Below are 23,557 nucleotides of genomic sequence, written 5' to 3' on the forward strand. Positions count from 1 at the left end.
AACCATGCCTAGGGTGAGAACAGGAGTTACCAGACGGAAAAGACATAAAAAGGTTTTAAAATTGGCTAAAAGCTACTGGGGAGGAAGAGGTAGGCTTTATGCCAGAGCAAGAGAAACTGTATTTCGGGCCTTACAATATGCCTATCGTGACCGAAAGGCCAAAAAGAGGAACTTTCGTAGATTATGGATTTTACGTATTAATGCTGCTACCCGCCAGAATGGCCTTTCTTATAGTCAATTTATTCATGGCCTGAAGCAGGCAGGGATAGGTTTAGATAGAAAGGTATTGGCAGACATGGCAGTAAAAGATCCTCAAGGTTTCGCGCATTTGGTAAAAGTAGCTCAGCAAGAACTGACAGCTTAATAAACCATGATAATATCTGTAGAAGAACTAGAAGCCCTTGAAAGAGAGGCATTAAGGCTTATTGAAACTGCTTCATCTCAGGAAGACCTTGAGTCCATAAAAATTAAATTTTTAGGACGTAAAGGTAAACTCACTCAAATTCTTCGTGGAGTTAAAGAACTTCCACCAGAAAAAAGGCCTATTATTGGTAAAAGGGCCAATGAAATCAAGCAAAAACTGGAAGAAGAACTTAAAAAGGCCTTTTCTGCTCAAGTGGTCTTTGTTGAAGGGGCTGCAGCCTTAGATGTAACCTTACCTGGCCGAAGGGCACATACTTTTGGCACCTTACATCCCATTACTCAAGTCTTGCAGGAAATATGTGAGATATTTTTACAAATGGGCTTTGAGATTGCTGAAGGGCCAGATGTGGAATTTGACTATTACAACTTTGAGGCCTTAAATATCCCACCCCACCATCCTGCTAGAGATATGCAAGATACATTTTATATCTCTAATAATGTGGTCTTAAGGACTCACACTTCTTCTATTCAAATTCGGGTGATGGAAAAAAAATCTCCTCCTCTGCGAATCATAGCCCCTGGTGCAGTGTATCGCTGTGATGTGGATATAAAACACACGCCTATGTTCCACCAGGTAGAAGGTTTATTGGTGGATAAAAATGTATCTTTTTCCCAGTTGAAAGGTATTCTCACTGCCTTTATGGAAGCCATATTCTGGAAAGGTATTGGCGTGCGCTTTCGTCCTAGCTTTTTTCCTTTTACTGAACCCAGTGCGGAAATGGACATCGCATGTGTAATATGTGGTGGGAAGGGGTGTCGTATCTGTGAATATACAGGATGGCTAGAAATATTAGGCTGTGGCATGGTGCATCCAGCGGTATTTGAAAAAGTAGGTTATGACCCAGAGACTTATACTGGTTTTGCCTTTGGCTTAGGAGTAGAGAGGATTGTGATGTTAAAATATGGCATTGATGACATCCGCCTATTTTTTGAAAATGATTTGCGGTTTTTAAGGCAGTTTTAGTATGAAAGTTCCCTTAAATTGGTTAAAAGAATTTGTGGAGATAGACTGTTCTCCAACAGAACTGGCTGAATGGTTAACCATGGCCGGTTTAGAAGTAGAAGAGATAACCAGGCCTTTTTCTTATTTAGAAAAGGTTCAGGTAGTAAGGATAACAGCTATTAAACCTCATCCTAATGCAGATAGATTGAAAATTTGCCAGGTGTCTGACGGAAATAAAGACTATGAAATTGTTTGTGGAGCGCCCAATGTCCAAGAAGGTGTTCTTGTGCCTTTAGCCTTACCTGGTTGCACTTTACCTTCTGGTCTGATCGTTAAAGAGGCAAAAATCAGAGGTATTAAGTCAGCAGGGATGCTTTGTTCTCAGAAGGAATTAGGTTTAGGGGAAGACCATAGTGGTATTTGGCTGCTCCCTTCCGATTTTCAAGTGGGCACTAAACTGATTCATGCCCTTTATCTAAATGACACGGTATTAGGTATCTCAATTACTCCTAACCGTGGTGATTGCCTCAGTATGATAGGTGTGGCTAGAGAAGTAGCTACTATCACTAAAAAAAAAATACGGCTTCCTCAATTTGAGATTACTGAGATAGGAACACCTGTTTTTGACTCTATTCAGGTTACTATCAAACACCCTGAGCATTGCTTTCGGTATATAGCCCGATTCATCAGGGATGTAGAAATAAAGCCTTCTCCCTTATGGATGCAAGCACGACTATTACTAGCTGGTATTCGGCCTATTAACAACATTGTAGATATTACTAATTATGTGATGTTAGAGTATGGTCAACCTTTACATGCCTTTGATGCTCAAAAGATTGCTCAAAGGCAGATTATAGTCCGTTTAGCTCATCCAAGAGAAAAACTGGTTACTTTAGACCAAAAGGAACAAGAACTTAAAGAAACAGATTTAGTTATTTGTGACGCAAATGGCCCTGTTGCTTTAGCTGGGGTTATGGGGGGATTGAATTCAGAAATCGGTCCTGAAACTAAAGAAGTAGTTTTAGAAAGTGCCTATTTTCATCCCATCACTATTAGACGTACAGCTAAACGCTTGGGCATAAACACTGAATCATCTTATCGGTTTGAAAGAGAAGTTGACCCAGAGGCTACCTATACTGCTGCTCAACGTGCCTGTTATTTTATGCAAAAAATGGCCCAAGGGAAGGTTGCTCCAGGAATAATAGATGTCTATCCATCCCCTAAAGGACTTCCTATTATTTATGTGCGTATACCCAGGATTAAACAAATTTTAGGAATAGAGATACCTAAAAAAGAAATCATTGATATTTTAGAAAGACTACAAATAAAAGTCAAAGCCTCTGGAGATAAAATAGAAGTAATACCACCCAGTTTTCGTCATGATTTAGTGAGAGAGGTGGACATAATTGAAGAGATAGCCCGTCTTTATGGTTACGAAAGGATTCCCTCTGATATGCCAGTAGTCCAATTGCACCCTCTATTCATTTCTCCCTATATGAAGTGGCGAGATAAAATAAAACATATTTTGAGTGGTCTTGGCTGGCATGAAATCATCAGCTATGCCTTTATTGACTTAAAAAGCTTTGATAGATTACTTTTACCTCCCCAACATCCTTTAAGAAAGGTCACCAAGCTAATTAATCCTATTAGTGTAGATAGGACAGTTATGCGCTCCACCCTTATTCCTGGCCTTTTAGAAGCTGCTAATTATAATCAGCGGCAAAGAATTTATCACTTTAGACTTTTTGAGTTGGGTAAGGTATTTATCCAAGACAGCCCAGAGTCTTTACCTATAGAGAAATATAAACTCGCTGGGGTAATGAGTGGATATCACTTCGACCCTTCATGGCATTTTCGTCCCGAGCCTGCAGATTTTTATGACCTAAAGGGGACTGTAGAAAATTTATTAGATACATTGGGTATAGAAGCCCATTTTGAGTCTGCAAGGGATATTTGTTATCTCAATCCCAATAATGCTGCTTATGTCTTAAAAGGAGAAAGGAAATTAGGATATCTGGGAGAGGTTAATACCCAAGTAAAACAACATTGGGAGTTAAAGCGGTTAAAAGAGGTGTTTGTGTTTGAATTGGATTTAGAGACCCTTTGGGCAGTTACAAAAAAAGAAAAAAAAGTTACCTCATTACCTAAATTTCCATCTAGTGAAAGGGATGTATCTTTAGTAGTGCCCAAATCATTGTCTGCTCAGCCCATAGAAGAGTTTGTTTTATCTTCAAAAACCTCCTATATAGAAAATATAGAACTCATAGATGTATATGAAGGACCTCCTCTCCCCAAGGGTAAAAGAAATCTTACCTATCGCCTAACCTACCGTGCACCTGAGCGGACGTTAACAGATTCAGAAGTGGATAAATTACATAAAGAAATTGTTTCAAAAATATTAAATCATTTCAAAATAGAGGTGAGACAATGACCAAAAAAGACATTATTGAGGAAGTCCATCAGCGGACAGGGTTGCCTAGAATATTAGTCAGAGATGTGTTAAGAACCTCTCTAGATATTATTAAGGAGTGTTTAAAAAGGGGGGAGGAGGTAAAAATTGTGCGATTTGGGAAGTGGCAACCAGTATTAAGAAAAACAAAACGAGTTAAACACCCAACTAGCGGAGAAATGATACAAATTCCACCTTATGTGAAGGTGGTTTTCAAACCAAGCCAGGAGGTGAAGAAAATTTAGCCCTTACACGGTTAGCTTCTATATGGGCTAGACGTGTTGGTTCTGGTAAACGGTAACCCTTTAAACAAAGAAGTAGAATTTTGTAAGCAGTATCAAAATCCATTAAATGTCCTGGAGAGACAAAAATGGGTTTAACGCCTTTTTTGGTTCTGAGGACAAAACCTATTACCTCTTCTCCTTCTTTGAGAAGACTATAACTACCTTTAGAGGGTGGCACTGGTTGGTAGCTACCTATTAATCGTGATTTAGCACAGCCAATGGTAGAAATGTTTAAACATACCCCCAGATGGCTGGCCAGACCTATGCGTCTAGGATGGGCAATGCCTTGACCATCTACTAAAATAACATGTGGTTTGATTTGAAGTTGTCTAAATGCTTTAATAAGCAAAGGTGCTTCCCGAAAAGAAAGTAATCCAGGAATATAAGGAAATGTTGTCTCTCCTATTATGGTTTTTGTTTCTAAAAGAGTTAAGTCGGGTAAGTTTAAAACCACTAAAGCAGCATAAATTTTACTGTCCTTACGGCTATAAGAAACATCTGCCCCGGCTATTAGTTGGGGTGAAAAGTTGGGAGGTGGTTTTAGGATTACCTTTTGACACAATTCTTTTTGCAAAATCACTGCTTGAGCATAATTTAATTTAGCAATTTTATCCATTTTCCTAATGCCAGACTTGCTCCAATTACCGTAATTCCTTCCACAAATTCATTTTAAGTCTTTTTAGGGAATAAAACAATCCCGCAAAGTAGGTGATACACATCTTGTTGACGGTAGTCTTTTTTTAGGGTAAGTATTAAAAAATCTTAGGGACGTTATTTGAAAGTTAATTCTTATGAGGGTTAAAACACTCATCGTTTCAGCTTCCTGTCAAGAAAGGACATTTTTGAGAAAGGTTTTAGATAAGAGAGATGACATTGAAATTATTGGTGAAACAGTTTCAGCTAGAGAGGCTTTTAAATTAATCCGGGCTATTCCTTATGACCTATTGTTTATAGATATTGATTTAGAAGATATAAGCGGTTTGGAGCTAGCCAAGAGCTTAGCAAATAGCGACTTCCCTGTTTTAATAATTTTTCTGGCTAAAGATGAAGGATGTGCAGCAGAAGCCTTTACTCTAGATGCGGTTGATTACTTGATAAAACCTATTGAAGAAGTGAGATTGTTAAACGCTGTGGACCGTGCTATCCGTTGGGAAAGGGTTCTTAAAAAAAAGAATGCATATGTAGAAAAAATTTCTATTCCTGCTCAGGCCTTTAATGAAAATGAGCTTTTTCAAGCTTTGGAAAAAAGCTGGCATAAAAATCACCAAAAAATCCCTTCCATTCAAAAATTACCTGTAGAAAAGGGAACAAGGAGAATATTAATTCCATATTCTGATATTGTATTTGCTGAAGCATGGGGTGATTATACTTATATTTATACCGCCGAAGAAAAATTATTTACTTCCTTTAGTTTGAAAACATTGGAAGAGCGCTTTCGGGGAACTTCCTTTTTTCGAGTGCATCGAAAATACTTGGTAAATCTTGACCAGGTGGTAGAAATAGCCTCTCTGCCAGGTGGTATTTTTTATTTACGCACCATGGGTAAGCATAAAATAGAAATTCCTATTAGCCGCAGGCGCTTAAAACAGTTTAAAGAAATACTTGGACTTTAAATTACATTTATAAGCTCTTTATAATGGATAATAGCTTCCCTAAGGAATTCTTCTTTTAACTGCCCATAAGGGGAGAGAGTTTCTAAAATCCGCTTAGGGATACGAATATTATCCAAAGAGAAACCTTCCCTAAACTTAAATTGATATTTTTCTTTCAGGATATTCTTACCCAATTTTTTTAATTCTTCTTCTGAAAAATCAAAACCCGCAATTTTTAAAGTATTTATAATAGTAGGATAGTCATAGACACCTCTAGCAAAGAAACAAATAACCAAAGAGGAAAGAATCTGGCGGTAGCTTTCCTCGGCAAAAAGTTTCTCTGCATAATCCCTTGGGGTCAACGGTTCCTTTCCCAAAAACTTCTGGTCAAAACTGTATCCAGCAGAATCCAAATGACTATGACGAGCTCCAGTGAGAAAAGTCAAATGGCCTCCATGACCAGTATGATAGCCAGGCATTTCGTTTTTACCAAAGGCCAATGCAAATTCCTTTCCTCCATAGCGCTCAGAAGCATATTCTACACCTTTAGCTAGTGCTTGATAAAAATCGTTTACTTGTAAAACAATATTTTTTACTATCTCCATGTATGTTTCATAATCACCCCATTTGGGCTCAAGCCCTGATGTTTCCTTCTCGGTAATAAGCCCCTTTTGGAAGGCCTCAGTTGTCCAGGCAAGAACTACCCCTGTAGAAATGGCATCTAATCCTAATACCTCTATTTCATCTAACAAACGCAACAAGCCTTGAGGATTACTAACACCCAGCATGGTTCCCAAGGCATAAATAAGTTCATAATCATAAGATATGAAGGTGGTTTTGTAAAAATAAGGTTCATCTTCATAAAGTTCTCTCAATGCCGCTAGGTGAATGCAGGCAATTGGACAATGTGCACAGGCAAGCCGCCGACCGAGATAATTCTCTGCTAGATGTTCCCCTGAAATTTTTCCAGCTTCTTCAAAACAAGGATTTTGCAAATTTTTCGTAGGAAGGGCTTTTAGTTTATTTAAAGGTAAAATATTTAAAGCAGTACCCAAATCATGATATTTTTTTAAAGATGGATTAGTTAAAATTTGGTGAAAAATCTCATCATAAATTTTTTTATAAACTTTTTTATCAGTTACTGGCAAACTGCGTTTTCCACTAATAACTATGGCTTTCAATTTCTTACTCCCAAAAACTGCACCCAGTCCCAAACGGCCAAAATGACGATATGTTTCGCTAATCAAGCAAGCATAGGTCACTAATCGCTCTCCTCCTACCCCAATCCTCAAGATGGAACGTATTCCAGAACCCGGCTCTTTCTCCCTGAGGGCCCTAGCGGTTAAATTGCTTCTCATCCCCCAGAGAGCCCGTCCATCGTGAAATTGCACCTGGTCATTAAAAATAGTGATATACACAGGTATTGGGCTAACACCTTTAATTACAATTGCTCCATAGCCTGCTTGTCGAATGCATACCGCACTCCGTCCTCCAGCATGACTTTCACCTAAATTGCCTGTATGGGGTGATTTGAACATAGCCACTGTTTTAGAAGCCATAGGAAAGAGACCCACTAAAGGACCAACACTAAAGATAACAGGATTTTCTGGCCCTAAAGGATCGGTCCTTTCTGGACACTCTTCTCGTAAAAGGACGTTGGCTACACCAGTACCACCTATATATTTTTCAAACAATTCGGGCCGATATTCAATCCAAAAACGCCGCTTGGTCAAATCTATATAAAGCACCCTTTGTAGGGGATCACGATTTAACATTGATCTTTTCCTCTTTTACTAAAGCAATGACCCCATGGGGACAATACTGAGCACAATAACCACAATGAATGCAAATCGCCGGCTTATTGGCATCATCATTCCAAAAAACGGCCCCAATGGTGCAAGCATCTTTACAATTTCCACACCCAATGCACTTGTGGGATTGTAGAATTACACCTCCCTTTTTTCTTATTTTTAACGCATCCGTGGGACAAACAGCAGCACATGGTGGTTCTTTGCAGGCCCGACATACTATTATAGCAAAGCCCCGACTTACACCTCCACGGGAACGGACAAAAATGGTAGCCTTACCTAAACCTCCTTCTCCAAAACGGCGGTGACAAGCAAACATGCATAATTGGCAACCTACACATCGTTCTGGGTCTATCACACGCAAAAGGGCCATAAAGGCATTATAGTTCGGCTTAAGCAGAAAAACAAGAGATTTTTAAAACCCAACATCCACGATTGATTTTTGAGATTGAGTATTGAGAGAAAAAGAAGTTTTCTTTAAGGGAGTATTTTCTCTCGGAGCGCAGCAATTGCTCCGTTAAGCCATCAAGACCAAACCCTTTGACTATAAATTAGAGTGAAAACCACTGTTTTAAAAACCTTTCTGTAGCTTCCTGCCAGCTAGGTAGTTCATGGCCTAAAATATTTTTTAAGGGAAAGGTATCTAAGGCAGAAAAAGCAGGACGTAAAACAGAATTAGGAAAATCTTTGCTTCTAGCCGGAAAAAGTTTACCTGACCAATCTATTTTTTTTAATACCCATTCTGCCCACTGGTAGCGAGAACAATAACCACTATTGGTAATATGGTAAAGACCAAACCTTCCTGTCTGAATTAGGTCTAATACTGCTTTGGCAACATCCTCTGTATAAGAAGGACTGCTAATCTGGTCAGTTACTATATGCAGTTGGTCTCTGTCTTTTGACCACAAGAGAAGCTTTTTTATAAAATTTACTTCTGTCTTTCCCCTTAAGCCAAACACCCAACTCACCCGAATTAAGTAGTAACGGTTAGTCAAATGAGAGACTTCTATTTCACCTTGAAGTTTGGTTGCCCCATATTTATTCAATGGTGAAGGCAAATCAGCAATGGTATAAGGAGTGGATTTATGTCCATCAAATACATAGTCCGTGCTAAAGTGAACTAAAGATATAGCTTGTCTTTCACATATAGTGGCCAAATTGCGCGGACCGATTCCATTAACCAAAAGGGCCTGCTCCCATTCTTTTTCTGCTTTATCTACATAATTATAAGCCGCACAATTGATGACTATATCTGGTTTTATAGTGGTAATAGCCTCTTTAACTTGCTTAAAATTTGAAATATCCAACACTTGTCGAGTAAAGGCCATTACCTCCCAGCCTTTCTTTTGGGCCAATAGCCATATATCTTGAGCCAATTGTCCATTGGCTCCTGTAAGTAAAATTTTCATTAAGGAATCTCCACAACGCTATCGTCGCCAATCATCAATTTTAGGGCCTTGGGTAGCCTATTATTCTTTAACACCTTAGAATTTCGCCCAATCAAAGCATCTTCCAAACGCTCAATATTTTCCACTTTTACCCCATCAAGTAAAACACAATGTTCCAAGGTGGAATTAATAATTTTTGCTTTATGACCAATGCTGGTAAACGGCCCAATATAAGAATTTTCAATAATAGTATGTTCTCCAATTACCACAGGCCCCCTAACCTGACTGTTTTTTACCCTTGCTGAAGCAGGCAAGATTACTCTTCCAGAAACAATACTATCCACCACTTTACCTTGCACATTACGCTTAATCCACTCATCTAACACAATAGTGTTTGCCTCTAATAAATCATCCTTTTTCCCAGTATCTAGCCACCATGTATCTATCACCTCGCTTAAAATAGGACAATTCCACTCGATCAGTCTCTGAATGGCATCAGTAATTTCCAGCTCTCCTCGCCAAGAAGGTCTAATGGCAGCAATTGCTTCATGAATCTTAGGAGAAAAGAGATAAACGCCAATTAAGGCCAAATTTGAAGGTGGTTTCTTAGGTTTCTCTATCAAACCCACCACTTGGCCATTTTCATCTATCCGGGCTACTCCAAAACGAGAAGGATCAGATACAGCCTTAAGCAAAATTTGGGCATCAGGCTTTTTTTCAAGAAATTTCTGGTAAAAGTGGCTTAATCCTGAACCAATGAGATTATCCCCTAGATACATAAGAAAAGGTGCATCCTTTAAAAAAGGTTCAGCCATCTTCACTGCATGTGCCAAACCAGCTGGCTCTGGTTGCAAGATATAGGTGATATTTACTCCCCATCTATCTCCATTTCCCACCGTAGTCTTAATTATTTCCCCTGTTTCTGGGGCAATGACTATACCAATATCTTTTATGCCTAAACTGATTATATTTTCTAAGACATAAAAAAGGATGGGTTTATTGGCAATAGGCACCAATTGTTTGGCCCCGGTATGAGTAATAGGACGTAAACGTGTCCCTTTCCCTCCACTTAAAACTAGAGCCTTAACAGAATTCATCTTCATCTCCTTCAAAAGTGAAATTATTATCTGCCTCCTTTAAAGGTGGCCATTTTCTATCCCTTTCTCCCACAACTGGTGTATTCGATGGCCAAATTATGCCAATTTTAGGGTCATTCCAAATAATCCCTGCCTCATCTTTTGGAGAATAGTAATGGCTCACTTTATAAATGACTTCAGTGTCTTCTTCGAGGGTATAAAACCCATGGGCGAATCCCACGGGGATATAGAGCATCTTTTTGTTTTCAGCAGTAAGGGTTACCCCCACCCATTTCCCATAAGTAGGAGAACCTTTCCGAATATCTACTGCCACATCAAAGATTGCCCCTTTCACACACCGCACCAGTTTGGCTTGAGCAGTGGGGTGTTTTTGATAATGTAGTCCGCGCAATACTCCCTTGACTGAACGGGAATGATTATCTTGAACAAAGTGTTCTTTAATACCAAATTTAGCAAATGCCTTATAACTATAAGTTTCCATGAAAAAACCACGAGTATCGGCAAATACCTTAGGTTCAATTAGGATCACTTGAGAGATTTCTAAAGGGATAAATTCAAAAGGCATGTTTCACTGTTTTATAAAACGCTTCTATCCAATTTTTATAAGCACCAGATTTTACCCTCTTTACCCACTCCTGGTTAGTTAAATACCACTCTATTGTCTTTAAAAGCCCCGTCTTAAAATCAGTCTTAGGTCGCCAATTTAATTCTCTAACAATTTTACTAATATCCATGGCATAGCGAAAGTCATGGCCAGGTCTGTCTTGAACAAATATGATAAGGTTTTCTCTAGGGCCAGAAGGTAATGGCCCTATTTTTTCATCTAATAGGTGGCAAATCATTTTTACCACCACTATATTTTTTTGTTGGTTTCCTCCACCAATATTATATTGCTCACCAATTTTACCTCTATTTAATAAACACCAGATTGCTTCACAATGGTCTTCTACATATATCCAGTCCCTAATATTTTCACCTTTACCATATATGGGAATTGGCTTTCCTTCTGAGGCATTAAGGATGGTTAAAGGAATAAGCTTTTCAGGAAATTGATATGGCCCATAATTATTAGTGCAATTAGAGATAATCACAGGTAAGCCATAAGTCTTAAAATAGGCCCTAACAAAATGGTCACTAGCAGCCTTCGATGCTGAATAGGGACTATTAGGACAATAAGGTGTCTCCTCGGTAAAAAAACCTGTTTTCCCTAAAGAACCATACACCTCATCGGTGCTAATCTGATAAAATAGACACCCTTCTGGCCGTCCCTTTTCTAACCATGCCTCTCTAGCCGCTTCTAACAAAATAAATGTGCCATTTACATTAGTTTTAACAAATTCTGCAGGGCCAATAATAGAGCGGTCAACATGAGATTCTGCTGCAAAATGAACCACTGTATCAATGTCATAATCATGAAAGATGTTTCTTACTAATTCTAAATTACAAATATCACCTTTTACGAAAAAATAACGGGTGCCATGGTACTTAGAATTAATCTCACTTAGATTCTCCGGATTACCGGCATAGGTAATTTTATCCAGGTTGATTACCCGCCCAGAAAATTCAGATTGAGCAAATAAATAATGGATAAAATTGCTGCCTATAAAACCACAGCCTCCAGTGATTAAGATATTTCTCAATTTACGTTTGGCCATAGTGGACTTAAATTATTTCAATTTAGATTTTTTACCTCGTTTGAATATTTTTGTAAATGCCAAACCCCGCGATTGGGATTTACATAAAGCTATTTCAGAGAGGAAAATCCTCGTTTGCTCCACAAGAAACCAAGCAAGTGTAGTAAAATAAGGCAATTTTTTTAAAAAGACATATTTACCTAAAAGGTGAAAATACACTCACGGGGTAAGGACAATGATAAAACAAAAAAATCTAAAGTAAAGCAAGCTATTTTCCCCAAAATCCGTAATAACTTTAAAAGAAAATACCCAAATATAGTAACTGACCTTACCCACAGTAAAAAAATCATTTTTTAAGGGCTGCGGTCAGTTTTTTGACCGCAACCATACAAATATTTTATTTAGGGCTGGGGCTGTCAAGGAGTGCTCGCCCGCCTGCCTGCGGGCAGGGGCAGACAGGCTTGACAGAAGATCAGCCAAATCAAGTATTAAAAATTTTTTGTCCTATTAATAAAGAGCTGCTTTCTAACATTTGCTTTCCAAATATTCTCTCTCATTACTTGTAGAATAAAATTTTTGCGTAACATCAGATAGCAAAATAAGGCAAATTTTTAAAAACATAGCTTCACCTAAAACAATGGCCACGTTAAAGTTTCCATATTAAGGATTTTATTTGATAGAAAACCATTTTATTGGACTTCTTATCTTTGAATTTGAAACATTCCTTTTAATTTGTCACCATTTTTCCAACTTGTGGCATTTAATACATTCATAACTTTCTTATTCCTTATTCCTATTTTTTGGTGCATTTTTCTTTAAGAGAATAACGTTATCCATTTCTTTAACTATGTCATATTGGCTATTTATTAAAAGGTCCATCACTGCCTGTATATATGCCTCCTTCATAAAGGGCCATGTAACTCCTTCTAAATCTAGAATAATATATTGAGCATTCCGTATATCATAGCCAGGCACATCTCGAAAATGATATATATTCTTACGCATGGACAGATGGGGAACCAGGTTACTCTGTGCACAGACACTTATATCGCTTGGTATAGAATTTAAAACCTCAAAGGCTGCTTCAACATGTTTCTTATTATAGCTCCGGAAATATGGTGGTATGTTTGATTTCATTATAATAATAAGTAAGAATAAGAAAGACAGCATGATGCCTTCTATTGCAAAAATATTAGACCTTGAAAAATTTGTTATTATCTCCTGTAAATTTTTGAATCCATAAATTGTGGCATAGAAAATAAATGGGATTAAAGTTGCCGAGTATTGGCAGCTAAATCCCCATTGAGGTTTATATGAACTAATTAGGTTCAATATTAACGGTATTACTACAGGTATGAATTGTTTTCCAGCAAAAAGGGGTATAAATCCCAATGGGATGAATAGCTTTATAACTGAACGTAATTTTTCAGGATTAAAAAAAGATTCCTCTAATAGGAGATATGGGTGAGTGAAAATATTTATTATAATCTGTGAGAAACTCCCACCAAGGTTTGCATATCTATAAAAATAGGGGTAGGTGGCTCCGTGGCCACGGAAAAAAGGTATTAAAAATTTAATTTCAAAAACAAAAATTAGAAGAGATAAAGCCAAAATGATCAGACCCAATTTTTTCTTTTTTCTTACAATTAGAAATACACCTAAACCAGAGATAATTAACGGAACATTCTCCTTTATGAGTAACAAAATAAATAAGGAAAGAAAAAACGCTATCCTTTTTTCTGTTTCCATAAAGTATAAACACCATAAAAATGCTGGAATAGCTAATGATATTGGATGAAAATCAAATTTACTTACCTCGTGAAGGTAGGGATAGGCTAAGTAGCAAAGCATTAAAAAAAGGGCTTGAAATCTATTTCCTATAATTTTTAATGCCAAAACATAAACAGCAAGTCCTCCTGAGACAATTCCTATGCTTTGAAGAACTAAAAGAACTCCGGCATTTTTCCATATTAATAGGGAAAAACAAGTAAGAAAGTGAATTGGTGAAAAGTGGTCGCCAAGATAATTGATACCCAGGATTGAACTATAAAGAAAGTTCCCATGGATAGTATTCCAAGCCACATTGACATGAATACCAAGATCAAAAGACGATGTTTGCAACGAAAAATGCGCCATAAGCTTCAAATATGACATGTAAGCAGTTGAAAAGATCAGTATTAGAGCAACAATCAAATTGTGCATCCATGACATAAAAGCGAGTTCCTTTTTATAAAGCAATTTACCAAAGAACTAGAGCAAATTTTTTATTATTTTTCTGGTATAGATACATAATCTTTCCAATTTATCCCCCGTAGCTCTAAATTTTCTAAAACCCACATACAATTATATTTAAGACAGCCCTTTAAAAAGTTTTCCCAATATCCTGGTGTCTTAATGTAATGTCCTTCTTTTTTAAAGAGGACAATAAAAAGCTCAGGGTGCTTTTTGGCTAATAGGGCGTCTTTTTCAAAAAATTTAGCCCGCTCTTCTAGTGATTCTCTCTTTATATTTCTCGGATGAGGAGGGTGATAGACTATAACATCCCTAGCGTAGGGAATCTTTCCGTGATTAAGCAATCTCCAGGCAAAATCTGTATCTTCACGGAAATGGGGGTTATCAAATGTTTCATCAAAGCCATTAACCCGGTTGGCCATCTCCCGAAGCACAAATAAGTTAGCAGTCATAAAACCGATCCCCTCAAACCCTTCATTACTCACACATCTTAGATTATTTGAATCATGTTCAGATTTAATCAGTCCTTCTATTCCAATGACTTCCTGTCTTTTAAAATACTTGCGGGCATTTTCGAGCCAATCCGGGTAAGGTTCACAATCATCATCGGTAAAGGCAATCACTTTCCCTAAAGCTAAAGCCAGCCCGATATTTCTAGCCTTTACTGCACCTTTAATATCGGTATGGTAATAATAAATAGAGAGAGCTTTAGCTATATCAGGTAACTTCCAATGCTCCTTACTTTGATCCACAATGATTACTTCAAAATCCTTAAATTTCTGTTCTGTTAATTTTTTAATCAAATTCGATAGATGATGTTGCCGTTCATATGTTGGGATGATAATGGAAAAATAAGGTCTTCCTTTGTGTTTTCCTTCAAGATTTCTTAACAAGATCTCTCCTAAAAAAGGAGATATCCTTTCCCAAGCATATTTTTCTGTAACCAAACGCCGTGCTTCATGGCTATATTTTTTCCACATATCTCGGTCATTTAATATCTCTTTAATGGTGTTTGAAAATTCTTCTTTGGAACACACCTTAAACGCATTGCCTGTGGGATTTTCGATCCCTCTAGCCCCTATTTCGGTAGTTACCACAGGGAGCCCTGCAGCCATAAATTCAAACATCTTGATGTTGGTTCCAGACCCAGAAAACATAGGATTAATCGCTACATCTGAAGCATGTAAATAGCGAACTTTTTCTTCCTCTGTTATAAATCCTGTCACCTTAATATTTTTTATTCCCTTACTTAACAGATACTGGGTATTAAGGGCATTGCCCACGCTCCCTCCGATTACAAAATCAACTTCAGAAAGAACAGGAGCTAAATTGTTACAAATGAAAAAAACAGCCTCAACATTGGGTTTGTATTCACTCCCTAAAAAAATAGCTACTTTGCTTCCCAATCCAAGCTCTTGCTTACATTGTTGGCGAAGGCTTTCATTAGCTGGAGTTATTTTATTGACAAATACTCCATTAGGTATAATTAGGATTTTTTCAAAGGGCACGCTATAAAAATTATTAAATAGAAGACGGTCTTGGTGAGAACAAGCTAGAATGAGGTCACACTTGTGACAAAGGGTGTATTCTAATTCTATTACCCTCCGCACAAGTTCAGTGCCAAAATTTCCATCATCTAAAAGTTCACATCGTAAAAGGCCTTCACAATTATGAGCATCGTAGACTATTAGTTGTTGTTTCCAATCTATCTGGTCTTTCACTAAAGGAAAGACCCAAGGGTGAGAAAAAATCACAATATCTGCTTTTTTCGTCGCTTTTATAGCGGCTTCTACATAGGCAGAAGATAAGTGAGCCATAAAAGGAAAGCCTACATCAATAACTGTCTTTCCACCTACTTTTTTCTTCCATTCTTCATGGAGGGCAAAATGTTCTTTTGTTAAAGGAATATCAATTTCTTCCAGAGTAGATGAAAGTTTGTGGTGTCTGTAACCCGGTCCTGGCCAATCATATGTGCCAATATAAGTTGTTGAACAAGGAAGGGCATGATAAAGCCCCAATAACCTCAGTCTTCCCCCTCCAACGGGAGGAGCTATGGGTTGCATGTCTAGGACAGTAATTTTAGGCATAACCCTAACACTATTATATGCTTAATTGCTTTTATCACTATGTCTATTTATTTTATCTAATAACTGTTTTACTTGTTTTTCACATGACATTAGCCTTTGTTTAAGCTCTCTGCATTCTCTTTTTAATTCGTTTATTTCGGCTAACTTCCTGTGCGTTCTAGTGAATTCCCCATGTATTTTTTGAATACTCTCTTTCAATCCATAAATAGCTTCTATAATTGCTTGGTTATAAAATACCTGCATTCGTGTAATTGGTAAGGCTACATAATTAATCACCTTTGTAATCTGTCTGAATACAAAACGTTTGAGCTTATTATGCCTGCGGAAACCTGGTATAGTTCTCCCAACTGCAGCATGTTGTTGGGCTTGAGAAATTGCCACTTCTATTGGTTGCCAGTTAAGGTCATAAGTGAAGTTTTGGTTATTTTTCTTGGTTTGTGCCTCTCTTCTATGAATTATTTCATTTCTAATTTTTTCTAAAATTTCATCCACATTTACTTGAGAAGATTTCTTTACCAAAATTAACTCTGAATGGGGAACAACCTGCTGATTCCCAGGAGCGAGTTTTAACAGTTTGTTTATCACATTATCCCAAGTTATCTCCTTAACTGCTTTAAAACCCTCCTCTCCCATTTTTTTTGCTTCTTTAGGATTTTCAATAAGATAATTGATTTTTTCAGCAATTTTTTGAGGATTAGGCTCTACTATAAATCCATTTATACTATCTTTAACAATGCAAGCAGGTTCTCCAGAATCTATACAAGTAATTACAGGTTTCTTACTTTTAAATGCCTCTATGGTTATCAATCCATAATCTTCGTTTATGGGAACGAATGGAACAACAATTGCTTTAGAATATAATTCTATTAATTGCTCTTGGGATATATTCCCTAAGAATTTTATTCTTTTATCCCCTTTGGCTAATTTTTTAAATTTCCCTTCATCTTCTCCTTCCCCTGTAATAATTAATTTTACATTATGTTTTATATACTTCATTGCTTCTATAACTAAGTCTACTCTTTTCCATCGGTGCAATCTTCCAGGGAGGAAGATAAATTCACCTTCTTCGGGCTCTTTGAATCCTTCTAAATGAGGGGGATGATATAATACCTCGAAGTTAACGGCATTCCAAAAACTATCTATTTTCCTCATCCTTTTATACACTTCACTTCCGTTAACAAAGTGTCTTTTTACCCTTGAAGGATGTAAACCATATTTATCTAATTTATGGATTAATTTTCTTTGCTTGATTTTTTCCTTATCCTCTGAATCAAATTCTAGATCAAACATATCATAAAATACCCTAATTGTGTGTAAAAGGTATGAAACATGATTGGGATGTCTTACCATATAAGTGGGCGCTTTTGTGGAAATGACCAAATCATAATTATTTAAATCTAAATAAAAGCATCTACAATATGCTTCCAAAATTTTATCAAAACTCGATTCATCCACAAGGACATTTATTTGATCAACCTCATATCCCCTTTTTTTGAAATTTGTAACTAAACCTTCATAAAAATTTTCTGCACCTCCTGTTTCGCCTGTTACTGACTTTGGAGTAACGACTGCTATTTTCATAGTTTTATTCCTTAAAACTTCAAAAACTATATCTTCTTCCCTATCACTGCATAATCTTGATAATTCATACACAATTCCCTAGACCTTATATTTTCCGCCACTGGGGCAGAAAATATAATTTTTACCTCCCTAAATCCATACCATTCTAAAAGGAATTTTATGGTCTCTGGTGGGTATGGTCTTATATGAGTAAGATCCATATAAAATCGGGAAAGGGCAAAGGGACAGTGAGGGTTGACCGATTCTAGAATAATTATACCATGCTTAGCAATCCTTTTATAAGCTAATTCTACAAATTTCTTTAAGTAAGTGATATCTAAGTGTTCTATTACTTGAAAACAAGAAATACCCATTAAGTTTTTATTAGTGTTAGATAAATATTCTAAAATATCTGAATTTTTGACATTTAACCCTTTTTGCTTTAAAAAATTTGTCTCAAATTCATTTATTTCTACGCCTAGATAGGGAATGTTATTTTCTTGTAAGAGTTCCAAGAATTCTCCCCTACCACATCCAGCATCTAAAAAAATTTCTCCCTGGGTATTTTTAGCTACTTCCAAAACATATTTTAAATAATATCTCTGCCGTTCTTTAATATCTTTTGGCTCTCCTCTGAACACATTTTCAAACAGATAAAAAAATACATCTTTATCCTGCCCCTTTTGTGTAAGTTCAGGATAAGATAAATGAGAAGAATCAATTGCTCTAGATAAATAGGATTCTTTATCGACCTCCAAAATTTTTGGAATCTCTTTAACTTCCAATTCTTTTAATTTGTCTACCACCTCACTTGATTTAAGTTCTAGGTCAGCTAATTTATTTAAAACTTCTTTGCCTTCTTCCGTCACCTTATGGGATAAATCACTCACTTTTGTCTCTATTTCACGGATTTTAAATTGAACTTCTCTACTTATTTTTTCCAAATAATCTCTTAAATTGCCATAGTAATATTTATTTTCTACTTCTAAATTTTTTATTACCTTAGGTAATTTTAAAAAAAGATTTAACCATTTAAGAAAGTAAGAGATGACCGGGATTCTCTTAATCCCACATTTAATATAATAAAAATTTATATTTTTTACCTTTGTCCCCTTAGCTCTTCCCTCTAGTGATTTACATAAACTCACTACAATATCTACTTTATCTAATTCTCCATTTCTCAATTTAAAAAGATAATTATTATATCCTGAAGGATCAGGTTCTCTTTTTAAAATGGCCTTATATGCAAAGTAAATAAAATCTTTGTCATGATATTTTAAAAAATCTTCCATTTCATATGTTTCTTTAGCTAAATCTGCTTCAAATTGTTCTTTCTCTGAGGGTCGTAACTGTTCTTTTTTGAGAGTTTCCCTTTGTGTCTCCAATTTTCTCCTTATTCTTTCCATAATCTCTTCTACACTCAAATCATCCATCTCTATCATCACTGCATTCCATTAATTGGACGTATTTTTTAATGGTGTCTTTAGGTGTTCCTATATGTATCAATCTACCATTATTTAACAAGGCTACTCTGTCACAAATTCTCTCTACATCTGCTAAACCATGACTGACAAACACAATAGTTACCTTCTTTTTTTTAAATTCCATTATTTTTTCTAAACATCTTTTTTGAAAACTTATATCCCCTACAGCCAAAATTTCATCAATAAGCAGTATTTGAGGCTCTACATGGATAGCTACTGAAAAACCCAAACGGGCTAGCATTCCATCAGAATAACTCCTTATGGGTTCATAAATAAATTGCCCTAACTCCGAAAACTCTATAATTTTTTCTATTTTGGATTTTATTTCCTTTTTAGTCAATCCTAATAAAACTCCATTTAAAATAATATTCTCAAACCCCGTCAAATCAGGATGGAATCCTGCTCCTAATTCTAAGAGGGCAGAAACTCGACCTTTAACTACAATTTCTCCTTTATCAGGCCTTAACACCCCAGCAATAAGACCCAAAGTAGTGCTCTTACCAGAGCCATTACGGCCTATAATACCAAAGGTTTCTCCTGGATAAATACTAAAAGAAATTCCTTTAAGGACTTCAAAATGACGGTTGTGTCTTATCTCTTGCCAAACAGTGGGAAAATGGAAAAGAAATTGTTTTATCCCCCCTTTAAAGTGAGACTTTAAAGAAAAGCTTTTGTAAACATTATTCAAGGTAATCAAAGGCTGCATAAATTATATCACTTCGGCAAATTTAGGCTCTAGGTTTTTATAAACTACAAACCCCAAAAAGAAAACGAACACCGCCCAGATTGAGCCCACTAATACCATTTCAGCAGAAAAGGCATCTTCCATAAACAATTTTTGCCAACTTATAATAATAGGAGAAAGAGGATTTAGGAAAAGAAATACCCTAAAACGTTGGGGTATCATGGTTTCAGAATAAATAATAGGAGTGCAATAAAACACCAAATTAGTGAGAATCATGGTTATGTGTTCTAAATCCCGAAAAAATAGGTTTAAAGAAGAAATTATTAAAGAGAAACCAATAATCATTAAAGAAGTAAGAAAAGATAAAAAGATAATTCCTATAATCCATTTAAAAGAAAAGGGGTATATTTTATGAGCAATAAGCACCAAAATAAGGACAGGAATGGAAAGTAAAAAATGGACTAAATTGTTTCCCACTACTGCCAGAGGTAACGAAATACGTGGGAATTTTACCTTTTTTATCAGACTAGCATTACTTACAAAAACAGTAGGAGAAGTATTAACCGAGTTGGCAAACCATTGCCAAGGAAAAAGGCCACTTAAAAGGAAGGCAATGTAATTAGGAATTTGAAGACGCATAAAAATCTTAAAGGCTACAAAAAACACTAAAGCAAAACAAAGAGGATTGGCAATGGACCATAGGAAACCAAAAATGGTACTTTTATATCTTATTTTTACTTCCTTAGCAGTTAAAACCCAGATTAAATCTTTATAATAAAGCCATTTTTGTATATCAAAGCCAAAAATCATGTCCATTCCAGGTTTTATAAGGCAAGTTAAGCATCCAATCCATATCTTCCCACCACTCAGGATGTTTTTTATACCACTCGATGGTCTTTTTAAGACCCTCTTCAAAGGAAATACAAGGCTGCCAATTAATAATATTTTGAATCTTCTGGTTATTAGAAATGTGCCTTTTCACCTGCCCTGGGCGATCAGAAATATGTTGAATTGGAGAAGAAGAATCAGTAAATTTTTTTACAAATTGGGCAATCTCTTTTATGGATACTTCTTTCCCTGTTCCAATATTAAATATTTGTCCTATCACTTTTTCTTTAGGGGCATTAATCACTCCATCTATAGCCTCGCAACAATCAGTAACAAATGTCCAATCGCGGGTATTTTCTCCTGTTCCATGAATAATTAAGGGTTTGTTTTTCAACGCCCGCACAATAAACCTAGGAATCACTTTTTCTAGATGTTGCCTAGGGCCATAGTTATTAAATGGTCTCAATATTATACCTGGAATTTCATAAGTAATAATATAAGAATAAACCAATCTATCAGCTGCGCATTTGGCACTGGCATAAGGAGTAGTAGGATTTAAAGGATGCATTTCAGACATAGGCACTTCTACCGCTGTTCCATATACTTCAGAAGTAGAAATATGCACAAAAACCTCTAGATTGTCTTTACATTTTACCACTGCACTGGCTACACTTTGTGTGCCTAGAACGTCTGTTTCAAAAAACTTCAAATCATCAAACAGGGACCGAGCTACATGAGACTCGGCTGCCATATGCACTACTATATCAGCATTTTTAACCAATTCAAAAACCAGGGCTCTATCTGCAATATTACCATACCAGAATTCAAACCTTTTGCTTTTCAAAACATGCTCAGGGATATTTCTTAAATGACCTGCATAAGTGAGGGCATCTAAAACTACAATCTTCCAATTAGGATGGTGATTAAAAACATACTCTACAAAGTGACTACCAATAAAACCTGCACCACCTGTGATTAAAATGGTCTTTTCCCTGTTTTTCATAAATAATAATTTATAAACTACATACCCAACGGGTGTCAACTTGCCAGTTGGAAATAATCAGTTTATATTATATTACAATAAAAAATTAAAGAGGTGAGTGATGCAGGTTAAAAATACGGAAATACCTTCCCAAAAGGAGTTAGAAAGAGAGATAAATCAATACTTATCTAGAAAATATGGGGACCGAGTGCGAGTTATTTCAGCTCCTTTCATACAACCTAAGGTAGAAAAAAAACAGGAGAAGTCCTTTGCTGAGCGCATTCTTTCTAAAATTAACTTTAACTTAAAACCCCAAGAACTTATTGCCTATCTGGATCAATATGTAGTAAAACAGGAAGCAGCTAAGGCCATCTTAGCAACCAAGATTTGTACTCATTTCAACCGCATTAAATATTGGCTTAAACACCGTAGAAACACTTTAAATCGTATAAACTATATCAAAAATAATATCTTAATGATTGGCCCCACTGGAGTAGGTAAAACTTTTATGATTAAACTAATTGCTCAAAAGTTAGGGGTGCCTTTTGTCAAGGGAGATGCCACTAAATTTAGTGAAACAGGTTACGTAGGTGGAGATATAGAAGATTTAGTGAGAGAATTAGTCCATCAGGCTGATGACGATATAGAATTAGCCCAATTTGGCATTATTTATATTGATGAAATAGATAAGATTGCTTCCAGTGGGAACTTTTTAGGCCCAGATGTTTCTCGGACCGGAGTTCAGCGGGCATTGCTAAAACCCATGGAGGAAACAGAAGTGGACTTAAAAACCCCTTTTGACCCCATATCTCAGTTAGAAACCATTGAACATTATCGCCGGACTGGGAAAAAGGAACGATTAGTGATTAATACTCGTCATATCCTGTTTATTATGAGTGGGGCCTTTAATGGGTTAGAAGATATTGTTAAGCAACGCTTGCATCAACAAGAAATAGGGTTTGGAGCTAATATTACTTCTAAGAAAGAGAAAAAAAGTTATTTACCTTATGTAAAGGCAGAAGATTTAATCAAATATGGTTTTGAGTCGGAATTTATAGGTCGTTTACCAGTAATTGCTGTTTTTGAAAGATTAGAAACAGAAGACCTTTATCAGATTTTAAAAAATCCTAATAGTGTAGTAGTTAATGCCAAAAAACAGGACTTCCGCGCTTATGATATTGACCTAGTGTTTGAAGACCAGGCCTTTACCTTCTTTGCCCAAAAAGCGGCTGAAGAAGGAACAGGAGCGCGGGCATTGGTAAGTGTATTAGAAAGGACTTTATTACCATTTGAAAAAACACTTCCTTCCACAGAAGTGAAAAAATTAGTGATTACTAAAGAAGTAGCAGCTAATCCTAAACAAGCCTTATGTGAAATTCTGAAAGGGGATTGGAAAACTACTATAACAAAAAGGTTTGAACAGGCATTAGAAGCTGAAAAATCACATCTCCGTCAGGTAATCACAGCCAAAGGAAAAGAGCTCGCTGCCCAATATAATTTACATTTAACCCCTCAAAGAATAGAAGTGATTGTGAATGAATATGAAAAATTTGGTTATGACTTGGACTTTGCCTTTCAAGAGATGGCTAGATATATTCACCAAATAAGAATATTCGTTCAAGACTTCCAGAGAGAAACAGGATTAACATGCCAATTGTCAGAAGAAGCACAAGATAAACTTTTAACTCAAGCTATTGTTGAGGGTAGAGATATAATGGTGCTTTGTCAAAATATCATTCAAAATCTGGAATTTGGTTTAAAGGTAATTAGAGAAAAAACAGGGCAGTCTAGTTTTGAGATTACACTGGATGCCCTGGATAATCCTGAAGGATACGTGAGGAGATTAATTAGAGAGTTTTATGGGAAAAATGTATAGAAATGAAGGGTATCAGGAATTTGAAGCTACTACTCTCTATTGTCCTTATTGCCGGCAAACAGTGCCTGTGAGGAAAAGGCTCTTGCTGGTTCTACCTGAAGGAGATAAATACGATTATTGTTGTTCTCAATGTGGTCGTCCTATTGGAGCTAAATTAGATAAAAAGGATAATTTGCAAAGTGGCATCCCGCTGAATAGGAGATAA

Annotated in this window: 22 protein-coding genes; 8 read left to right on the plus strand and 14 right to left on the minus strand. The window is 36.4% G+C overall.

What is annotated here, in order from left to right; translation table 11 throughout:
- Positions 1 to 4: 4 nt before the first annotated feature.
- From rplT to HS1_RS06135, 4 genes are read left to right on the plus strand one after another with little or no spacing between them, the layout of a single operon-like run.
- On the plus strand, positions 5 to 364 hold the full coding sequence (rplT, locus tag HS1_RS06120; RefSeq protein WP_066062391.1) for a 50S ribosomal protein L20: 360 nt from the start codon (positions 5 to 7) through the stop codon (positions 362 to 364).
- Between the two features lie 6 nt (positions 365 to 370).
- Positions 371 to 1,387 (plus strand): phenylalanine--tRNA ligase subunit alpha, encoded by a 1,017-nt coding sequence (gene pheS, locus HS1_RS06125; protein WP_066062393.1) that lies wholly within the window; start codon positions 371 to 373, stop codon positions 1,385 to 1,387.
- 1 nt (position 1,388) lies between these two features.
- The gene (pheT, locus tag HS1_RS06130; RefSeq protein WP_066062395.1) at positions 1,389 to 3,797 is read left to right on the plus strand and encodes a phenylalanine--tRNA ligase subunit beta; all 2,409 of its coding nucleotides are present in this window, start codon (positions 1,389 to 1,391) and stop codon (positions 3,795 to 3,797) included.
- Positions 3,794 to 4,060, plus strand: a complete 267-nt coding sequence (locus HS1_RS06135; RefSeq protein WP_066062398.1) for an HU family DNA-binding protein — start codon at positions 3,794 to 3,796, stop codon at positions 4,058 to 4,060. The genes pheT and HS1_RS06135 overlap by 4 nt, the downstream gene beginning before the upstream one ends.
- On the opposite strand, the gene nfi is transcribed toward HS1_RS06135, so the two are convergent.
- Positions 4,029 to 4,715 carry a deoxyribonuclease V gene (gene nfi, locus HS1_RS06140; protein ID WP_066062401.1) on the minus strand — a complete coding sequence of 229 codons (687 nt, stop codon included), beginning with the start codon at positions 4,713 to 4,715 and terminating at the stop codon, positions 4,029 to 4,031. The two genes, HS1_RS06135 and nfi, sit on opposite strands and share 32 nt — an antisense overlap.
- Before the next feature lie 175 nt (positions 4,716 to 4,890).
- Here nfi and HS1_RS06145 point away from each other — a divergent pair, with 175 nt between their 5' ends.
- Complete coding sequence (locus tag HS1_RS06145) at positions 4,891 to 5,712, plus strand: LytR/AlgR family response regulator transcription factor (RefSeq protein WP_066062404.1); 822 nt, start codon at positions 4,891 to 4,893, stop codon at positions 5,710 to 5,712.
- Here the strand turns inward: HS1_RS06145 and HS1_RS06150 are convergent.
- The 6 genes from HS1_RS06150 to rfbB form a co-directional block, all read right to left on the minus strand.
- Entirely contained in the window at positions 5,709 to 7,466 is a 1,758-nt protein-coding gene (locus HS1_RS06150) for an aldehyde ferredoxin oxidoreductase family protein (protein ID WP_066062408.1), read from the minus strand. The two genes, HS1_RS06145 and HS1_RS06150, sit on opposite strands and share 4 nt — an antisense overlap.
- Positions 7,453 to 7,872, minus strand: coding sequence for a 4Fe-4S binding protein (locus tag HS1_RS06155; protein WP_066062411.1), 420 nt, complete (start codon positions 7,870 to 7,872; stop codon positions 7,453 to 7,455). Before HS1_RS06155 ends, HS1_RS06150 begins: the two co-directional genes overlap by 14 nt.
- Positions 7,873 to 8,050: 178 nt before the next feature.
- The gene (rfbD, locus tag HS1_RS06160; RefSeq protein ID WP_066062414.1) at positions 8,051 to 8,908 is read right to left on the minus strand and encodes a dTDP-4-dehydrorhamnose reductase; all 858 of its coding nucleotides are present in this window, start codon (positions 8,906 to 8,908) and stop codon (positions 8,051 to 8,053) included.
- Complete coding sequence (locus HS1_RS06165) at positions 8,908 to 9,984, minus strand: glucose-1-phosphate thymidylyltransferase (RefSeq protein ID WP_066062418.1); 1,077 nt, start codon at positions 9,982 to 9,984, stop codon at positions 8,908 to 8,910. The genes rfbD and HS1_RS06165 overlap by 1 nt, the downstream gene beginning before the upstream one ends.
- The gene (gene rfbC, locus HS1_RS06170) at positions 9,971 to 10,549 is read right to left on the minus strand and encodes a dTDP-4-dehydrorhamnose 3,5-epimerase (protein WP_066062421.1); all 579 of its coding nucleotides are present in this window, start codon (positions 10,547 to 10,549) and stop codon (positions 9,971 to 9,973) included. Before rfbC ends, HS1_RS06165 begins: the two co-directional genes overlap by 14 nt.
- The gene (gene rfbB / locus HS1_RS06175) at positions 10,539 to 11,639 is read right to left on the minus strand and encodes a dTDP-glucose 4,6-dehydratase (RefSeq protein ID WP_066062423.1); all 1,101 of its coding nucleotides are present in this window, start codon (positions 11,637 to 11,639) and stop codon (positions 10,539 to 10,541) included. Before rfbB ends, rfbC begins: the two co-directional genes overlap by 11 nt.
- Here rfbB and HS1_RS13405 point away from each other — a divergent pair.
- Positions 11,605 to 11,790, plus strand: a complete 186-nt coding sequence (locus HS1_RS13405; RefSeq protein ID WP_172793618.1) for a hypothetical protein — start codon at positions 11,605 to 11,607, stop codon at positions 11,788 to 11,790. The two genes, rfbB and HS1_RS13405, sit on opposite strands and share 35 nt — an antisense overlap.
- Positions 11,791 to 12,398: 608 nt before the next feature.
- On the opposite strand, the gene HS1_RS06180 is transcribed toward HS1_RS13405, so the two are convergent.
- Genes HS1_RS06180 through HS1_RS06210 form a run of 7 tightly spaced genes read right to left on the minus strand, consistent with a single transcriptional unit; the run spans position 12,399 to position 21,497 of the window.
- Positions 12,399 to 13,829 (minus strand): DUF2079 domain-containing protein, encoded by a 1,431-nt coding sequence (locus HS1_RS06180; protein ID WP_082757669.1) that lies wholly within the window; start codon positions 13,827 to 13,829, stop codon positions 12,399 to 12,401.
- A 56-nt stretch (positions 13,830 to 13,885) separates the two neighbouring features.
- A complete protein-coding gene (locus HS1_RS06185) occupies positions 13,886 to 15,937 on the minus strand; it encodes a glycosyltransferase (RefSeq protein WP_066062429.1) in 2,052 nt (683 codons plus the stop codon).
- 21 nt (positions 15,938 to 15,958) lie between these two features.
- Positions 15,959 to 17,518, minus strand: a complete 1,560-nt coding sequence (locus HS1_RS06190; RefSeq protein WP_082757861.1) for a glycosyltransferase family 4 protein — start codon at positions 17,516 to 17,518, stop codon at positions 15,959 to 15,961.
- 26 nt (positions 17,519 to 17,544) lie between these two features.
- Positions 17,545 to 18,939: a methyltransferase domain-containing protein gene (locus HS1_RS06195; protein ID WP_066062432.1), complete on the minus strand. Its 1,395-nt coding sequence runs from the start codon at positions 18,937 to 18,939 to the stop codon at positions 17,545 to 17,547.
- Positions 18,923 to 19,687, minus strand: a complete 765-nt coding sequence (locus tag HS1_RS06200) for an ABC transporter ATP-binding protein (protein ID WP_066062434.1) — start codon at positions 19,685 to 19,687, stop codon at positions 18,923 to 18,925. The genes HS1_RS06195 and HS1_RS06200 overlap by 17 nt, the downstream gene beginning before the upstream one ends.
- Positions 19,688 to 19,690: 3 nt before the next feature.
- Entirely contained in the window at positions 19,691 to 20,476 is a 786-nt protein-coding gene (locus HS1_RS06205; RefSeq protein WP_066062436.1) for an ABC transporter permease, read from the minus strand.
- A complete protein-coding gene (locus tag HS1_RS06210) occupies positions 20,460 to 21,497 on the minus strand; it encodes a dTDP-glucose 4,6-dehydratase (protein WP_066062439.1) in 1,038 nt (345 codons plus the stop codon). The genes HS1_RS06205 and HS1_RS06210 overlap by 17 nt, the downstream gene beginning before the upstream one ends.
- A 100-nt stretch (positions 21,498 to 21,597) precedes the next feature.
- Here HS1_RS06210 and HS1_RS06215 point away from each other — a divergent pair, with 100 nt between their 5' ends.
- A complete protein-coding gene (locus tag HS1_RS06215; protein WP_066062442.1) occupies positions 21,598 to 23,352 on the plus strand; it encodes an AAA family ATPase in 1,755 nt (584 codons plus the stop codon).
- A complete protein-coding gene (locus HS1_RS06220) occupies positions 23,336 to 23,557 on the plus strand; it encodes a hypothetical protein (RefSeq protein WP_066062446.1) in 222 nt (73 codons plus the stop codon). The genes HS1_RS06215 and HS1_RS06220 overlap by 17 nt, the downstream gene beginning before the upstream one ends.

Source organism: Candidatus Desulfofervidus auxilii, assembly GCF_001577525.1.
GTDB classification, from domain to species: Bacteria; Desulfobacterota; Desulfofervidia; order Desulfofervidales; family Desulfofervidaceae; genus Desulfofervidus; species Desulfofervidus auxilii.

Excerpts from the sequence above, each read along its gene's own strand:
- rplT (WP_066062391.1), top strand. The coding sequence starts at position 5 with ATGCCTAGGGTGAGAACAGGAGTTACCAGACGGAAAAGACATAAAAAG.
- pheS (WP_066062393.1), top strand. The coding sequence starts at position 371 with ATGATAATATCTGTAGAAGAACTAGAAGCCCTTGAAAGAGAGGCATTA.
- pheT (WP_066062395.1), top strand. The coding sequence starts at position 1,389 with ATGAAAGTTCCCTTAAATTGGTTAAAAGAATTTGTGGAGATAGACTGT.
- HS1_RS06135 (WP_066062398.1), top strand. The coding sequence starts at position 3,794 with ATGACCAAAAAAGACATTATTGAGGAAGTCCATCAGCGGACAGGGTTG.
- nfi (WP_066062401.1), bottom strand. The coding sequence starts at position 4,715 with ATGGATAAAATTGCTAAATTAAATTATGCTCAAGCAGTGATTTTGCAA.
- HS1_RS06145 (WP_066062404.1), top strand. The coding sequence starts at position 4,891 with ATGAGGGTTAAAACACTCATCGTTTCAGCTTCCTGTCAAGAAAGGACA.
- HS1_RS06150 (WP_066062408.1), bottom strand. The coding sequence starts at position 7,466 with ATGTTAAATCGTGATCCCCTACAAAGGGTGCTTTATATAGATTTGACC.
- HS1_RS06155 (WP_066062411.1), bottom strand. The coding sequence starts at position 7,872 with ATGGCCCTTTTGCGTGTGATAGACCCAGAACGATGTGTAGGTTGCCAA.
- rfbD (WP_066062414.1), bottom strand. The coding sequence starts at position 8,908 with ATGAAAATTTTACTTACAGGAGCCAATGGACAATTGGCTCAAGATATA.
- HS1_RS06165 (WP_066062418.1), bottom strand. The coding sequence starts at position 9,984 with ATGAATTCTGTTAAGGCTCTAGTTTTAAGTGGAGGGAAAGGGACACGT.
- rfbC (WP_066062421.1), bottom strand. The coding sequence starts at position 10,549 with ATGCCTTTTGAATTTATCCCTTTAGAAATCTCTCAAGTGATCCTAATT.
- rfbB (WP_066062423.1), bottom strand. The coding sequence starts at position 11,639 with ATGGCCAAACGTAAATTGAGAAATATCTTAATCACTGGAGGCTGTGGT.
- HS1_RS06180 (WP_082757669.1), bottom strand. The coding sequence starts at position 13,829 with ATGTCATGGATGCACAATTTGATTGTTGCTCTAATACTGATCTTTTCA.
- HS1_RS06185 (WP_066062429.1), bottom strand. The coding sequence starts at position 15,937 with ATGCCTAAAATTACTGTCCTAGACATGCAACCCATAGCTCCTCCCGTT.
- HS1_RS06190 (WP_082757861.1), bottom strand. The coding sequence starts at position 17,518 with ATGAAAATAGCAGTCGTTACTCCAAAGTCAGTAACAGGCGAAACAGGA.
- HS1_RS06195 (WP_066062432.1), bottom strand. The coding sequence starts at position 18,939 with ATGATAGAGATGGATGATTTGAGTGTAGAAGAGATTATGGAAAGAATA.
- HS1_RS06200 (WP_066062434.1), bottom strand. The coding sequence starts at position 19,687 with ATGCAGCCTTTGATTACCTTGAATAATGTTTACAAAAGCTTTTCTTTA.
- HS1_RS06205 (WP_066062436.1), bottom strand. The coding sequence starts at position 20,476 with ATGATTTTTGGCTTTGATATACAAAAATGGCTTTATTATAAAGATTTA.
- HS1_RS06210 (WP_066062439.1), bottom strand. The coding sequence starts at position 21,497 with ATGAAAAACAGGGAAAAGACCATTTTAATCACAGGTGGTGCAGGTTTT.
- HS1_RS06215 (WP_066062442.1), top strand. The coding sequence starts at position 21,598 with ATGCAGGTTAAAAATACGGAAATACCTTCCCAAAAGGAGTTAGAAAGA.
- HS1_RS06220 (WP_066062446.1), top strand. The coding sequence starts at position 23,336 with ATGGGAAAAATGTATAGAAATGAAGGGTATCAGGAATTTGAAGCTACT.